This window comes from Tepidanaerobacter syntrophicus, assembly GCF_001485475.2.
GTDB classification, from domain to species: domain Bacteria; phylum Bacillota; class Thermosediminibacteria; order Thermosediminibacterales; family Tepidanaerobacteraceae; genus Tepidanaerobacter; species Tepidanaerobacter syntrophicus.
Genome location: NZ_DF976999.1, coordinates 266727 through 282952 on the forward strand (window position 1 = coordinate 266727; position 16226 = coordinate 282952).

Annotated in this window: 13 protein-coding genes, 1 riboswitch and 1 other annotated feature; of the genes, 1 reads left to right on the forward strand and 12 read right to left on the reverse strand. The window is 39.8% G+C overall.

Features of this window, described 5'->3' with window-relative positions; all coding sequences use genetic code 11:
• Positions 1-3: 3 nt before the first annotated feature.
• The 10 genes from ilvB to rapZ form a co-directional block, all read right to left on the reverse strand.
• The gene (gene ilvB, locus TSYNT_RS02140) at positions 4-1671 is read right to left on the reverse strand and encodes a biosynthetic-type acetolactate synthase large subunit (RefSeq protein WP_059031514.1); all 1668 of its coding nucleotides are present in this window, start codon (positions 1669-1671) and stop codon (positions 4-6) included.
• Positions 1672-1730: 59 nt separating this feature from the next.
• Positions 1731-1963, reverse strand: a binding site (T-box leader).
• 77 nt (positions 1964-2040) lie between these two features.
• Positions 2041-3483, reverse strand: a complete 1443-nt coding sequence (gene pyk / locus TSYNT_RS02145; protein WP_059031515.1) for a pyruvate kinase — start codon at positions 3481-3483, stop codon at positions 2041-2043.
• Between the two features lie 12 nt (positions 3484-3495).
• Positions 3496-4455: a 6-phosphofructokinase gene (pfkA, locus tag TSYNT_RS02150; RefSeq protein WP_059031516.1), complete on the reverse strand. Its 960-nt coding sequence runs from the start codon at positions 4453-4455 to the stop codon at positions 3496-3498.
• 18 nt (positions 4456-4473) lie between these two features.
• Entirely contained in the window at positions 4474-4668 is a 195-nt protein-coding gene (locus TSYNT_RS02155; RefSeq protein ID WP_059031517.1) for a hypothetical protein, read from the reverse strand.
• A 41-nt stretch (positions 4669-4709) separates the two neighbouring features.
• On the reverse strand, positions 4710-8144 hold the full coding sequence (locus TSYNT_RS02160) for a DNA polymerase III subunit alpha (protein WP_059031518.1): 3435 nt from the start codon (positions 8142-8144) through the stop codon (positions 4710-4712).
• A gap of 9 nt (positions 8145-8153) precedes the next feature.
• Positions 8154-9452: a DRTGG domain-containing protein gene (locus TSYNT_RS02165; protein WP_059031519.1), complete on the reverse strand. Its 1299-nt coding sequence runs from the start codon at positions 9450-9452 to the stop codon at positions 8154-8156.
• Positions 9453-9510: 58 nt separating this feature from the next.
• Positions 9511-9777 carry an HPr family phosphocarrier protein gene (locus TSYNT_RS02170; protein ID WP_059031520.1) on the reverse strand — a complete coding sequence of 89 codons (267 nt, stop codon included), beginning with the start codon at positions 9775-9777 and terminating at the stop codon, positions 9511-9513.
• 4 nt (positions 9778-9781) lie between these two features.
• Positions 9782-10720, reverse strand: a complete 939-nt coding sequence (gene whiA, locus TSYNT_RS02175) for a DNA-binding protein WhiA (protein ID WP_059031521.1) — start codon at positions 10718-10720, stop codon at positions 9782-9784.
• Between the two features lie 46 nt (positions 10721-10766).
• A complete protein-coding gene (locus TSYNT_RS02180) occupies positions 10767-11723 on the reverse strand; it encodes a gluconeogenesis factor YvcK family protein (protein ID WP_059031522.1) in 957 nt (318 codons plus the stop codon).
• A gap of 26 nt (positions 11724-11749) precedes the next feature.
• Positions 11750-12598 carry an RNase adapter RapZ gene (gene rapZ, locus TSYNT_RS02185; protein WP_059031694.1) on the reverse strand — a complete coding sequence of 283 codons (849 nt, stop codon included), beginning with the start codon at positions 12596-12598 and terminating at the stop codon, positions 11750-11752.
• A gap of 145 nt (positions 12599-12743) precedes the next feature.
• Between rapZ and TSYNT_RS02190 the strand changes: the two genes are divergently transcribed.
• A complete protein-coding gene (locus tag TSYNT_RS02190) occupies positions 12744-13088 on the forward strand; it encodes a YlbF/YmcA family competence regulator (protein ID WP_059031523.1) in 345 nt (114 codons plus the stop codon).
• A gap of 64 nt (positions 13089-13152) precedes the next feature.
• Here TSYNT_RS02190 and mgtE (TSYNT_RS02195) read toward each other — a convergent pair whose 3' ends face one another.
• Entirely contained in the window at positions 13153-14493 is a 1341-nt protein-coding gene (gene mgtE / locus TSYNT_RS02195) for a magnesium transporter (protein ID WP_059031524.1), read from the reverse strand.
• On the reverse strand, positions 14490-15878 hold the full coding sequence (gene mgtE, locus TSYNT_RS02200) for a magnesium transporter (RefSeq protein ID WP_059031525.1): 1389 nt from the start codon (positions 15876-15878) through the stop codon (positions 14490-14492). The genes mgtE (TSYNT_RS02195) and mgtE (TSYNT_RS02200) overlap by 4 nt, the downstream gene beginning before the upstream one ends.
• 171 nt (positions 15879-16049) lie before the next feature.
• Positions 16050-16218: riboswitch (M-box (ykoK) riboswitch) on the reverse strand.
• Positions 16219-16226 lie beyond the last annotated feature (8 nt).

The window sequence follows — 16226 nt, forward strand, 5'->3', positions numbered from 1 at the left end:
TTATTACCCTCCAATCATTTCATTGATAGGAGAACCGGTCAGCACCATTGGGTATACATTTTTATGAATATCAATAATGCACTCTAATAAAAACGGACCATCATGGGATAGCATAGTATCTATAGCATCAGATACTTCGTCCTGCTTCTCAATTCTCATGGATTTTATGTTATAGCCTTCTGTAATTTTCGTAAAATCAGGAACAAATTTGAAAAATACTTGATTATAGCGCTTATCACAGTAAAATTCTTGAAGCTGTCTTACAAGGCCTAATCCGGAATTATTAAATAAAATCATTTTTACAGGAAGATCATTTTCTACAATCGTAGCCATCTCGTTCAAGTTCATTTGGATACTTCCATCACCGCATATATTAATAACTAAGGCATCCCTGTTTGCAATCTGAACTCCCATAGCCGCAGGTAAACCATAGCCCATGGTGCCTAAGCCGCCTGATGAAATAAAAGTTCTGGGCTTTATAAATTCATAATGCTGAGCAGTCCACATCTGATGCATACCAACTTCAGTTGTGATTATGGCTTTTCCTTTAGTTTTGTCAGAAAGTGTGCGAATTATTTCAATTGGATCTAATTTATCTTTGTCTTCAAGGCCCTTGTATTCGGCTTCCTTTTTAAGATTTGCCGCATATTTATTCCATGTTGAAGGTGCCTTGGGCTGAACATTTTTAGCTATTTCTCCTAAAACCTGCTTTACATCTCCCACTATAGGAATATCCGGTTTAACGTTTTTTCCTATTTCTGCAGGGTCGATGTCAATGTGTATTATTTTAGCCTTTGGAGCAAAACCGTCAATTTTGCCTACGCTCCTGTCGGCAAATCTTGCTCCTGCCGCAATTAGCAAATCTGAGTCGGTAACGATCTTATTAGCCGATGCCAGGCCATGCATGCCAAGCATTCCCATATAAAGCGGATGATCGGATGGAAAAGAGCCTATGCCCATTAGTGTTGTCACAACCGGAATATTAGCCTTTGTTGCAAGCTCAAAAAGTATATCTTCGGCTCCTGCCATGTTTATACCGCCGCCTGCGCAAATAACAGGGCAGCGTGCTTTGTTGATTAATTCTGCAGCTTTTTGTATTTGTTTCGGATGTCCCACAACATTTGGCTTATATCCGCGCAATACGACTTTTTCAGGATATTTGAAATTTATTTTAGCCTCGGCTACATCTTTAGGTAAATCTATCAGCACCGGCCCGGGCCTGCCTGTAGATGCAATATAAAAAGCCTCTTTTACTATCTTTGGAATGTCGTTGGGATTTTTAACAAGATAGTTGTGTTTTGTAAACGGTGCAGTTGCCCCGGTTATGTCAACTTCTTGAAAAACATCTTTACCGATTACAGATGTTGCCACCTGACCGGTAATAGCTACTATCGGAATAGAGTCCATATAAGCTGTCGCAATCCCCGTAACAAGATTAGTTGCCCCGGGACCTGATGTCGCCATACATACTCCTACTTTTCGCGAGACTCTTGCATAGCCGCTGGCCGCATGAGCAGCTCCTTGCTCGCAGCGTGTTAAAATGTGTCGTATCGATGAATCTTTTAAAGCATCATATACCGGCAGTATAGCTCCTCCCGGATATCCGAAAATGTATTCTACCTTCTCAATTTCCAGCGATTTTACAAGGGCCTCTGCTCCTGTCATTTTCATCTACCACACCACCTTTCTTAAGCTGTATATAAAATTAACCCCTCGCCTTGAGATATTATCTCAGGGACGAGGGGTCTTTTCCCGTGGTACCACCCTGTTTTGCCATACCTTGCGGTATAAGCCTTATGAAGTAGAAAACTACTTCATTTTAACGCAATACTGCGGCATCGGACTACTGCTGTTTCGCCCGAGCTGTTCAGGAGCGAGCATCTAATGAATAGGCGGACCGGATTGCACCTTACCCGGCTCTCTTTGCCGCTTTCCTCATTATCCTCTCCATCATTACAATTGATAGTATAAATTTCTTGGTATTGTTATGTATTTTATCACGATTTTCAATTATGTCAAGAGTTATTTTTGATTTGTGTCTTATTCTGCAATAATGTCGTTTTCTACCTCATGGACACGTATAAGATTGGTAGTGCCTGTTACATTTATAGGAACCCCTGCAGTTATAACAACCATGTCTCCATTCTTTACTATTCCGGTATCTAAAGCACCCCTTACTGCTTCAGAAAACATTTCATCAGTTGAAGATGTTTCGCGAACCAGCACCGGGATTACACCATAAACAATTTGAAGTGTTTGTAAGGTTTTTTTTCTGAAAGTGACTGCGATTATCGGAGCAGTCGGCCTGTACTTTGCAACAGCCCTGGCTGTGTATCCTGATTTAGTAGATGTGATAATTGCTGCCGCCTTAATTTCTGCAGCTATGGAACATGTAGCATGGCTTATGGCATCCGTGACCGATTTTGCGATTATCGGTCTTGGATTTTGTGTTCTGTGTTTTGCTCTTTCTACAAGGGCATCATCGGCTTTCTGTGCTATACTTGCCATCATTCTGACAGCCTCCACAGGATACTTTCCGGATGCCGTTTCACCGGACAGCATAATCGCATCGGTTCCATCAAAAATAGCATTTGCCACATCGGTCACTTCAGCTCTGGTAGGACGAGGATTTCTAATCATGGAATCCAACATCTGAGTTGCGGTGACGACAGGCTTTCCTGCTGCGTTGCATTTAGCTATAATTTTCTTTTGTACAAGGGGTATCTCTTGTACAGGTATTTCGACTCCTAAGTCGCCCCGAGCCACCATTATCCCATCAGCAGCATTTATTATTTCATCTATGTTTTGGACTCCTTCACCATTTTCTATTTTTGCGATTATGTGAACTTCTTCTCCACCGTTGGAATTGAGAACTTTTCGGATATCTTTCACATCGGAAGCTTTTCTGACAAAGGATGCTGCGACAAAATCAATTCCCATATTTATTCCGAATATAATATCTTCAATGTCTTTTTTAGATAAGGCAGGTAAGTCCAAGGATTTGCCCGGGATATTTACACCTTGTCTATCAGTTAGAACGCCCCCGTTTACAACCCTGCACACAACTTTTTCTCCTATTATTTCCTTAACACAAAGTTCTATCAAACCATCTGAAAGCAGTATTTTATCACCGGGGACAACCGTTTTAGCTAATTTCTCGTAATTTATAAAGGCCTGTTCTCTATCACCTATCACAGGTGCTGTTGTAAGTATGAAATCCTGTCCGGTTTCAAGGACAGTCTTTCCGCCTTCGAAATTACCCAGGCGAATCTCCGGCCCCTTGGTGTCAAGAAGCAGTGCTACATTTGCATTAAGTTCGCTGCATGCTTCCCTTAGGGCAACAATCTTTTTCGCATGTTCTTCATAATCTCCGTGAGACAGGTTTACTCGGGCAATATTCATGCCTGCTTGAATAAGCCGGGTTATCGTCTCTTTATCCTGACTTGAGGGCCCGAGAGTGCAAATTATTTTCGTCCTGAGCATAAAATCACATCCTCACAGTGATAAAATATCTGCAAGTTCATATAGCTGCATATTCAATGGTTTTGAAACGCTTAGCACTTTTTCGATATCTGTTGCAACAAATTCCCCGTTAACAACTCCGACCATCTTGTCTTTTACATTCTGCGTAATAAGATCCACGGCCTTGCCTCCCATGCTGCTTGCAAGTATTCTGTCGTAGGCTGATGGGTTCCCGCCTCTTTGCAGGTGGCCTAAAATAATCGCCCTTGTTTCAAGACCGGTTTTTTCTTGTATGGTTTTGCCAATTTCTATGCTGTTTCCCGCGCCTTCAGCTACAATAATTATGCTGTGGAGTTTGCCTCTAACATACCCTTGTTTTATTTTTTCGCAAATTGCATCCAGTTCAAAGGGAATTTCCGGCACCAAAATTGTCTCAGCACCGCTTGCGATGCCTGTATACAAGGCTAAATGTCCGGCTCTTCTTCCCATAACTTCTATGACAAAAGTGCGTTCATGGGAAGTGGCTGTATCTCTGACTTTGTTTAGAGCATCTACCACTGTATTTGCCGCGGTATCAAACCCTATGCAATTGTCAGTATATGCTATGTCATTATCTATCGTTGCGGGTATCCCAATAGTTGGCATTCCAAGTTTTGATAGAGCATTAGCGCCTCTTAAAGAGCCATCGCCGCCGATCACCACAAGTCCCTCTATGCCAAAGGCTTCCAGGTTTTTAAGTCCCTTTTCCTGACCCTCTTTAGTCTTAAATTCTTCACATCTTGCCGTAAGAAGCATTGTGCCGCCCCGATGTATTATATCGCCTACAGACCTGAGATCAAGCTTTACAAAATCCGAATTTATAAGGCCTAAAAATCCCCGGTGTATCCCATAAACTTCGATTCCGTTATGAAGAGCCTTTCTGACAACTGCTCTTATAGCTGCATTCATTCCGGGTGCATCGCCGCCACTTGTAAGTATGCCAATTCTGTTCATGATTATTTCTCCTCTCGATTATAAGTTCTTTTCTAATATAAAATTTTGAACTTCTTCAGCCTCTGATTCAGGAACCAATATTTCGATATAGCAGCCGTGTTTCTTACTTTTCATTACCTCTCTTGTTGTCACTAGGAAACCTTCGTTTTTTATAGCCTCTGCCACTTTATAAGCGGTATCTTCATCTGAGGCTATGTATACAACAGTCCACAAAGTTACGGCCTCCTTTTCTCGATTTTGCCAATGCAACCAAGTCATTGATTCTCTTTTACTGATAATCTATCTAAAAACATGTAATTTTTTAGGCCGGTCATTTTAGAAAATATACTTAGATTATCTGAAGAAATTCCTAATTTATCCTTTAAAATAAAGCTCCTTCCGCTGTCTGAAAGGTGTATCACTACAGGGGTATCGCCGGGGTACATCGCCGAAAATTCCCTTACGCCGTCCAGGTTTATATCTTCATTTTCTGATACAGAAAATACTACCGGTTTTGCAGAGTTATTTTCTTTTAGAGGAATTATTTCCTCGGCAATAACCTTTAAAGATTCGTCCTCTTTATAGCTTAGCCTGCCCTTTACATAAATTTTTGAGTCCGTAAACAGATATGATTTGTACTTTTCAAAAATCGTTGGGAAAATTATAATCTCTATCGTTCCGGTTAAGTCTTCAAGTGTTGCAAAGGCCATTAAATTATTATTCTTTGTAACCTTTGTCTTGATTTCTGTTAAAAGTCCCCCTATAGTCACTGCCATATTGTCTTGAACAGTAGTAGGATCGTTCTTATCTTTGCTGTAAAATGTAACATTCCTTGCCAATTCTTCTTCGTGTTCTAAGAGCGGATGGCCGCTTAAATAAATACCCAACATTTCTTTTTCCATTGCAAGAAGTTCTACTTTTGGATATTCCGGCATGTCAGGTAAGGTTTCTTTAAATGACGGGGTATCATCTAGTATGTCAAAAATTGAAATTTGATTTTTCATATTCTGTTTTTGTTGTTTTTGAATATTTGTCAAAGTAGTTTCATAAATTGCCAATAATTGAGATCTTTTTGCTCCGATTGATGAAAATGCACCACTTTTTATTAGGCTTTCTACTGCTTTTTTATTTAAATCTCCGGAAACTTTTTCAGCAAAGTCAGTAAAAGACACAAATTTACCTTTTTCTTTTCGCGCTTTGATAATTGCCCTTGCCACATTTTGGCCGACATTTTTTACGGCAGTAAGCCCAAATCTTATTTTATTGGAAACAACAGTAAAATTTTCATAGCTTTCATTTATATCAGGAGGCAGAACCTCTATTCCCATTCTACTGCATTCGCTTATATAATAAGCAACTTTATCTGCATTGTCAATCACACTAGTCAGGAGAGCCGCCATAAATTCTACCGGAAAATGGGCTTTAAGATATGCGGTTTGGTATGCTATAACCGCATAAGCTGCTGTATGTGCTTTGTTGAAACCATAACCTGCAAAATAGGATATTTCGTCAAAGATTTTGCCTGCTGTTATTTTATCGATTCCGTTTTTCACGCATCCCTGTATGAAAGACTCCCGCTGAGCTGCCATAACATCTTGTTTTTTCTTTCCCATGGCTTTGCGCAGGATATCTGCTTGAGCAAGGGAAAAGCCTGCCAGCTGCTGGGCAATCTGCATTGCCTGTTCCTGATAAAGGATAATTCCATATGTTTCATCAAGTATGGGTTTTAGTGCGGGATGCAAATAATGAATCTCTTTTTGGCCATTTTTACTTTTTATAAATTCCTCGGCTGCTCCGCTTCCTAAGGGGCCAGGCCTATAAAGTCCGATTATTGCAGCTACATCCTGAAAAGATTCAGGCTGAAGCTCTGTAAGTAAGTTTCTCATGCCGGCACTTTCAAGTTGAAATACACCTGCTGTATTCCCACGGCTTAGCATTTCATAAACCTTTTTGTCGTCTAACGGTAGTTTATCAAGGTCTATCTCAATATTCTTTGTGTGGCGCACTATATTTATGGCATCTCTAATGACCGTAAGGGTTCGAAGTCCTAAAAAGTCCATCTTTAGAAGTCCCAGTTCTTCAAGAGCCGTCATCGTATATTGAGTAGCTATAACGCTATCTGCATCACCGATTTTATGAAGCGGCACATGCTCTACAATAGGATCTTTTGAAATAACAACACCTGCAGCATGGGTTGATGCGTGGCGTGGAAATCCTTCAAGAGCCTTTGCTACATCCAAAAGTCTCTTTACTCTTTCATTTTCATTATACATTTTATTTAGTTCGGGATTCATTTCCAATGCCTGTTTAATTGTTATGCCTATTTCCTGAGGTATCATTTTTGCAATCGTGTCTACCTCACCGTAAGGATAGCCCATAACTCTGCCCACATCTCGTATGGCAGCTCTTGCCGCCATAGTTCCGAACGTGACGATTTGTGCCACTCTATTTTCGCCATATTTCTTTACAACATAATCTATAACTTCTTGACGTCTTTCGAAACAGAAGTCCACATCAATATCAGGCATTGAAACTCTTTCGGGATTGAGAAAGCGTTCAAATAAAAGATTATATTTCAGTGGATCGATATTTGTTATATGCAAACAATATGCCACAAGGCTTCCTGCGGCAGATCCCCTTCCGGGCCCCACCATTATTCCGTTTTGCCTTGCATAGTTTATAAAGTCCCACACTATCAAAAAATAGCTGGAATAGCCCATCTTTTTAATTGTATCAAGTTCATAATCTAGGCGTTCTTTAATTTTTTCCGTTATAACCGGATATCTGTCATGGGCACCTTCATAGCAAAGTTTTTCCAAGTAATCATCTTGAGTATACCCTTCCGGCACATCAAAGGTGGGAAGATGAATTGTATTAAAATCCAGTTTTACATTGCACTTTTCTGCAATTTCAACTGTATTTTTTATAGCATCAGGCGCATAGGCAAAAAGATTGGACATTTCCTGTGCTGATTTTAAGTAAAACTCTGAGGTCTGAAACTTCATTCTGTTTTCATCATCAAGGGTTTTGCCTGTTTGTATGCACAGCAGTGCATCTTGCACCATGGCATCTTCTTTATCGATATAATGAATATCATTTGTTGCAACCAGTGGAATACCTGTTTCCTTGCTTAATCGCAAAATGTCTTTGATTATCTTTCTTTGTTCTAATATGCCGTGATCTTGTAATTCCAAATAAAAATTGCCATTACCAAATATTTCATTGAAATTTTCAGCAGTTTTTTTGGCTTCATCATAATTGCCCGCTAAAAGTTGTGAAGGTATTTTGCCGGCAAGACAGGCGCTTAAAGCAATAAGGCCCTCTGAATGGTTTTTAAGAACTTCTATATCGACCCTGGGCTTGTAATAGAATCCTTCTATAAATCCTAGGGAAACAAGTTTCATTAAATTTTTATAGCCCGTTTCATCTTTTGCAAGAAGAACCAAATGGTATAGATTGTCGTCTATGCCGGGTTCGCGATCTTGCATAGTTCTTGCTGCCATATAGACTTCACAACCTATTATCGGCTTTATACCATATGATAGCATGGTTTTATAAAAATCCACGACACCATACATCACGCCGTGATCTGTAATTGCAACGCTTTTCATTTTAAGATCAGATAAATGCTTGGCAAGTCTTTCTATTTCGCATGCACCGTCTAAAAGGCTGTAGTTTGTGTGCACATGTAGGTGGACAAACTCACTCATTAAACTCGCCTACCTCTCTATAACCCTTGCTGAAATAATCGCCTTTGCAACTAGCTTTCCTTCGTGGATAAGGTTTACTTCGGCTTTTCCGGATTTGCGTCCGATGTCTATTATTTTAGCTTCAACCTCAATTTCTTCTTCCAGCTGCACCGGTTTGGAAAAATACACGGTAAAGCTATCTAAAACTGTCTCCAGTTTTTTTTGAGCCCTGAATGCCTCAAAACCCGCATTTGCCATTATCGTCATAAGAGCCCCACTGCTTGCAACACCGTATGGATTTAGCATCACAGGGTCTGTTTTGCCTCGAAGTTTTATCCCGTCTTCTGTCTTAAGCATTGAAAATCGATTCATTATTATGGCATCTGCAGTCTCTCCCAGTTGGGGTTGAAAGCTTAGATGCTGCAGTGCCTTTATTGCATCTTTTCGGGTCAAGATGCCAACGAGCTTCTTATCTTCCACCACCGGTATCAGTTTTATACCTTCCCAAACCATTAGCTGCGCTGCATGAGCTACGGGAGTATCCTTTGTAAGTGTGATAGGATCTTTGCTCATTACATCTTTTATCGGCACATCATCTTCAAGGCTTGATATATCATTTATGGTAACAATACCGCAAACCTTCATATCCTTATCTACAACAGGAAACTTGCTATGCTGGGTCATTTTATAAAGCTTTCGCCAATCACCTATAGTCGCATCAATAGTTAAATAGTCAGGGTTTGTCACCATGGCATCTTTGACTCTTGCCACTTCTTTACGCACAAGTCTTTTATAGATAGCACGATTAATAATAGTTGCAACAGTAAATGTGTCATAAGATGAAGAAAGCAAAGGCATTTCTACTTTATCTGCAAGCTCGATCACTTCGCTGTCCACTTCAAAACCGCCTGTGACAAGCACCGCCGCTTTGCGCTCTAGTGCAAGGATTTGGGCATCTTTCCGATTGCCGACTATTAAAAGACTGCCCGGCTCAATAAATTTCGGCATCTCTTTTACCTCCATAGCCCCTATTAAAAATTTACTTAAAGGCTTATGAAGGCCTGATCTACCGCCAAGCACACTACCTTCCACAATATTTACCACTTCGGCAAAGGACAAGCGCTCTATTATCTCATCCTCTTTTTTTTCGATTCTGATTGTGCCTACCCGGGGCATCGTATAAACATAGCCTGCAAGTTGAGCATCTTTGATTGCCCGGTATGCCGTTCCTTCGCTAACATTAAGATCATTTGCAAGCTGGCGTACGGATATTTTTGAGCCGACTTCAAGTTTTTTTATATACTCCATGATACGAGCATGCTTTGTCATAATCTCCACCCTGACTTATTTTTTGAATTTAAAAGCTACCATCACGGTAGCTTTTAAATTATTCTTCACCAAATTTGCTTTCTATTAATTCTACTAATTTTTCTACGGCTTCTTTTTCGTCTTCGCCTTCAGCTGAAATTGTAATTTGGGTGCCTTGGCTTACCGCAAGTGACATAACACCCATTATGCTTTTCGCGTTAACCTTTTTTCCTTCCTTTTCAATAAATATTTCAGATTTGAATTTGTTTGCTGCTTGGACAAATAACGCTGCAGGCCTTGCATGCAGACCCGTTTTGTTTTTGACTGTTACAGTTTGTTGAATCATTTAGTTATTCTCCTTCCATCGACTGTAGCTTATCAGCTATTTTTTCAATTTTTTTTAATCTATAACTCACACCGGATTTGCCTAATACGGGATCCAACATCTGCCCCAATTCTTTTAGGCTCAAATCTGGATGTTTGAGTCGAAGCTCTGCAATTTGCTTTAAATTATCCGGTAACTCACTAAATTTTTTGGTTTTTTTTAAATAGTTGATGCTTTCGCTCTGCCTTACAGATGCGTCTATAGTTTTATTTATATTGGCTGTCTCGCAATTTACAATTCGATTTACGCTGTTGCGCATCTCTTTGAGCACTCTTATATCTTCATATTTTAAAAGGCTGGTATGCGCTCCCATAATTCCAAGCATATCAGCGATATGGTCTCCATTTTTTAAATACACCATATAGTTATTTTTTCGTTCTGTAATATTTGCTTTAAGCCCAAAATCTTCGATAAGCTTGAGTAAAAGCTGTGCTGATTCTTTATCTTGGGTTACAAATTCCATATGATAAGGTCCTTTTGGATTGCTAATTGACCCACTACCTAAAAACGCACCGCGCAGATATGCTTTTTTGCAGCACTTTTTTTTAATAAGGTCTGGATTAATTCTGCCTTTTTGCACGGGTATTATGCCGGCCTCTTCTAGAAATTCTTTGCACTCGTTAGCATCAACACTAATTACATACATGCTTTTGTCTTTTAAGAAATTATTTCGCTTTACAGCAATTCGCTCAGGGGTTGCAATATTTTTCTTTAAAAGCTTATAAACCCTTCGAGCTGTTGGAGCATGGATGGTCTGAATTTGAAGCAGTATTCTTTTTTTGCGGCCGCCTTGTATTTGAATTGTACCGGCCATTCGGATAAATGCAGCAAGTTCAGCCCGGCTGCAGCAGATTTTTGAAGGCAAATTCGCCAATTCTTCCTTAACTTCATACGAAAAAGACACTTCTCTGCCTCGTTTCAATTTATTCTACATTAAATTTTAAAAACCTTCAATTGGAATTTTCATAAACCAGCTTCATAATTGCCTGAGAAAGTTTTTCAGGATGATGGTGGGCAACATTTGCCGTATTTACAACAGATTCTGTCACAACCTTGTAACCCATAGCTTCGATAACTTCTTTATCACACTCTACATAAGTCGAACCCTCTGCTTTATAGCGTGCCAGAACCTCTTCGGGAATTTCGCCGGTATTTATTATAACATATTCCATTACATTTGGGTGAGAGTGTTTTATAACAGCCTTGACATGATCTGATGCTTTATAATCCGGAGTTTCTCCGGGCTGTGTCATCACATTTACCACATAGACTTTTTTGGCTTTTGACCTTACTATAGCTTCAGTTATATCTTTTACCAGCAAATTCGGAATTAGACTGGTATAAAGGCTGCCGGGGCCTAAGACAATTAAATCAGCTTTCTCTATGGCTTCCAGTGCCTCATCTAAAGGTTTGGCATCGGCAGGTCTTAGCATAACCTGGGATATCCTTTTTTGTGAATGGGTAATAAAAGACTGTCCCCTTACCACATCTCCATCTTCATAAACCGCCTCTAATACCACATCCTCCAATGTAGAAGGTAAAACTGTTCCCTTCACTGCCAAAATTTTACTGGATTCTTTTATAGCAAGTTCAAAATTGCCCAGCATCTCAGTCATTGCAGCTATAAACAAGTTTCCAAAACTGTGTCCTTTTAGAGTTCCGCTGCTGAATCGGTATTGAAACAAACGTTCCATAAGCGGCTCTGTATATGCCAAAGCCAAAAGACAGTTTCTGATATCCCCCGGAGGCGGCATTTTAAGCTCGCTTCTTATAACTCCGGAGCTTCCCCCATCATCTGCCATGGTTACAATGGCAGTAATATAATTAGAGTATGGTTTAAGGCCCCTTAAAAGATTAGGTAGGCCCGTTCCCCCTCCCAAACATACTATGTTTAAATCTGAACCCATACAGCTTTCAGCTCCATTTCCTTTCTTTATAAATCCCTGTGATCCGTTATCACGCGACATCGGTCAGTCTTAAGCTTGGCAGCCAGTTCGTCTGCCAAAACTACGGACCTGTGCTTGCCGCCGGTGCAGCCTATCCCTATTATTAGCTGGGTTTTACCCTCTCGGATATAGTAGGGTATTAGAAATTCTACCATATCTGTCAGTTTTTCCAAAAACTTCTTGCTCTCCGGCCACTTCATTACAAAGTCCTTGACCTTTTTATCTTTGCCTGTAAATTCCTTTAGTTCTTCAATATAATAAGGATTCGGTAAAAACCTTACATCAAAAACTAAATCAGCATCAAGTGGTATCCCCTGCTTAAATCCGAAGGAAACTATGTTTATTAAAAACTGATCTTCCTTTTCGTTTTTGATAAATCTAAGCACTATTTCTTCTTTAAGTTCCGAAGGTTTCAAAGAGGAAGTGTCTATTATATAATCAGCTGCTTCCCTAAGCTTTGACATCTTCTCCCTTTCAAAGTTTATACCTTCCACGATTCTGCCTTCAAAAGCTAAGGGATGGCGGTGGCGGCTTTCTTTATATCTTTTAACTAGAGCCTCGTCGGAAGCTTCCAGGAAAAGTATTCTATATTTATATCCTTCTGCTTTTAATTCGTTTAGACTCTCAAAAAGTTTGTCAAAAAAGCCTCCGCCCCTTAAATCTATAACCAGGGCTATCTTATCTATTTTTTTTACGCTTTGCCTACAAAGTTCCATAAATGTAGGCAGAAGAGCCGGCGGCAGGTTATCTACGCAAAAATATCCGTAATCTTCAAAAACCCTCATTGCCTGAGTTTTTCCGGCACCTGAAAGTCCTGTAATAATTACAACGTCCATCTCGTCCAAATACTCTCACCTCATTGACAGTATAATACAAATTACGATTAAAATCTACAATTAGTAAAAACAAACCTTGGAAAACCTAAAATATTTGCTATAATAGGATTTGAGGTTTTATAAAAGAACTAAGGAGGTCGGTAAAATGAATGCCTATGATGCTGCTCACCAGCTTGCCCGCAGTCTAGAAGAATCCGTTGAGTATGTGGAATATAAAAAGGCTAAAGAGAAGGTTAAGCAAGATCCGCAGGTTTTAAAAATGTTAAAGGATTTAAGAGCAAAACAACTTGAGGTTCAGGCTCTGACACTTTCAGGGAAGCCAAATGCCGAAGCTCAAAAAAGTCTGGAAAGCTTATATAATATTGCTATTAATAATTCACTAATAAAGGAATTTTTAGATGCAGAGGAGCGTTTTGCGGTCTTATTTACTGATATTCAAAATATCATAGTAAGAAACATTGACTTTACTTTGGATAGTGAAGAAAAGTGATTCTTGAATAAATCAACCGCTTTATCCTGTAAAACAGACAGTGAATAAGCGGTTGATTTTGTATTTATAGTTTTAAAATCTTAGCCGCTGTTGAAAAGTAAATGAAAAGGCCTAAAACATCAAGCAGCGTAGTTACAAAAGGTCCGGAAGCTACAGCCGGATCGCGCCCCATTTTGTGCCAAAATAGCGGCATGAAAGTGCCTAGCGCTGCTGCGATTGTAAGATTTATTGCCATTGCTATTCCTACTGTAACACCTAACAGTATTTCGCCCTGCCAGACATAGGTCACAGCAGCGACCACCAGTCCGTTTATAAGTCCTAAAATAGCTCCTATGACAGCTTCGCGAAGAATATTTTTTATCATTGAAGCAGTAGTCAGTGTTCCTGTTGCAAGACCCCTTATCACAATAGCTGCAGACTGGGTGCCTACGTTGCCCCCCATATCCATGAGCACCGGTATGAAAAATGATAGGGCTACAATCGTCTGCAGTGCTTCCGAAAAATTATTGATAACGCGACCGGAAATGATTTCACCGGCTATTGCCACTAAAATCCATGGCAATCTCCTCTTGGCTCTGGACCAGGGTGAAATTTCCTCAAAATTTATCGTTTTATCAATATCTGAGCCAGAAAATTTTAATATATCTTCAGTGGTTTCTTCTTCGGTTACTGTCATTGCATCGTCAACTGTTACTATTCCAAGTAGAACATCATTGTCATCTACAACCGGCAAGGCTAAAAGTCCATATTTTTGAATCATTTGTGCCGCTTCTTCTTGGGGTGCCGAAACGTTTATCTTTTTTACGTCTGTTTTCATAAATTCTTTTATAGGCGCATCCTCAGGTGCTAAAATCAGATCTCTTAATGATATAACGCCAACTAGCTTTCCTTGAGAATCAATTACATAAAGATAGTAAATAGTTTCTGCATCCGGCGCAATTTCCGCAAGTCTATCTAAGACATCCTTTGCCTTTAAATGCTGGGGAAACGCAATATAATCTGTGGTCATACGACCGCCGGCTGTATCTTCGTCGTAGGCCAAGAGGTTTTTCAGCTCTTTTTTGTCTTCTTCTTTCATAAGAGACAATATCTTCTTACGTTCCCCGTTTTTCAGCTCTCCTAAAAAATCCGCTAGAATATCAGAGGACATCTCAGAAATCAATTTAGATGCGTAATCGGGGTCAATATTAGTCAAAATAAAATATCTTTTATCGGTGTCAATCTCCTCTAAGACTTGAACAGCATCGTCAAATTCCAAGGCGCCAAACAATGTTATGCATTGCTCAGGCAAAAGTTCATCAAGCAGTTCCGCTATATCTACAGGATGATAGTTCTTAAGCTCATTTTTCAATTTATCTATATCGCCTTCATTTATTATGCCATAAATTTTTTCTATCTCGATCATACTATCACCCCTATCTGCTGCACTATAGAGTTTTGTACGTTAAAGATTTCTATCAAATTTACAGAAAGTGTAAAATAGATTAAAAGTGTGATTATATCGACTACAGTGGTTATAAAAGGGCCTGACGCTACAGCGGGATCAATGCTCATTAAATTAAATAAAAGAGGTATAAGGACACCTACAAGAGAGGCAACTGTCAGAGAAAAGCACATGGCAAGCCCAACGGCTGCGCTCAGTTTAATATCTTGCTGCCACGTATAAGCAACAAGCGATATAATTGCGCCGCATATTATCCCCAGCTGCAGTCCTGCTAAAGTCTCTCCTAAAATAAACTTGAATAAGTTCTTTTTATTCAATTCCTCAGTGGCTATACCGCGAACTGTCAAGGCCAGTGACTGGGTGCCTATATTCCCGCCGGTAGCCATCAGAACCGGTATAAAAAATGCGACAGCGACAACAGATTGAATAACGCTTGAATAGCCATCGATAACCTTACCTGAGATCATGTCTCCGAAAAGGCAAACTATTAGCCAAAAGATTCTTCGTTTTGACGCTTCCCACACTGATGAATTTAAAAGAACATCCTCTTCAGTAGTTATACCTGCCATTTTATGGATATCTTCTGTGTTTTCTGCTTCCAAAACCTCCATCGCATCATCTACGGTAACTATACCCAATAAGCGATTGTTGTCATCTACAACAGGCACAGCCAGCAAACCGTATCTTGAAATGATTTTGGCAACTTCTTCTTGGTCATCGTCTACTTTAACAGATATAACATTCGTATGCATTATATCTTTTATCTTTTTATCTCGAGGCGCAGCAATAAGTTCTCTAAGTGATAAAACTCCCTGTAAGTGCTTTTTGTTATCTACCACATAGAGATAGTATATTGTTTCAGCCTCCTGGCCAAATTTTCTTGCATCTTCAATAGCCTGGTTTACAGTTTCATCTGCAAAAATATATACATAATCTGTAGTCATTAAGCCGCCGGCTGTATCTTCGGCCATTTTTAAAAGCTCTTTTAGTTCTTCATAATCTTCTTTGGGAAGCTTTGCCAGGAGATGTTCTGCCTGAGTTGTAGGCATTTCTTGGAAAAGGTCTATAATTTCATCAACAGACATATTTTCCAGTATTTTTACTATCTCTTCCTCCGGCAGTTCTTCTAATATCTCAACACTTTCAGATGGGTCAAGTTCCTCTAATACTTCTGCAATTTTGGAGCTGCTGAGCATTTGAAGAAATTGCTTTTTATTTCCGTTTTTTATTTCATCAAGTATTTCGGCAATATCTGCCGGATGCAGATTTGCAAGTATTTTTTGGGCTTCTTCGCTTTTGTTAAGCACCAAATGTTTTAAAAGCACTATATCTTTTTTTGGCAGCATCACATTTCCTCCTTTTCTAGGAGGTCTGCCCGGCCTTAAGGGCGGTAGGGCACACCTCCCATGATATTATTTTGTTTTTCGGACTATGGCTAGGATCCGGGTCCACCTTACCGCCCCCTTAATTTTTTATATATAAAAACAAAAACCCTTCCGGACGAAAGGGTACAACAAAATACTTTCCCCTCGTCATCGGTTTTAGCACTGTGCGACTTTGGAATCTTGTTCCAGCCACATTAGATTTTACCTTAATCCGGCAAAACCTGCTAACCCATTGGTGTCTCTCGACATTTCCGGGCAGTGGCCTGTATTCGCACAGGAGCCTCACCTAACGGGAAGTTAGATGAATTT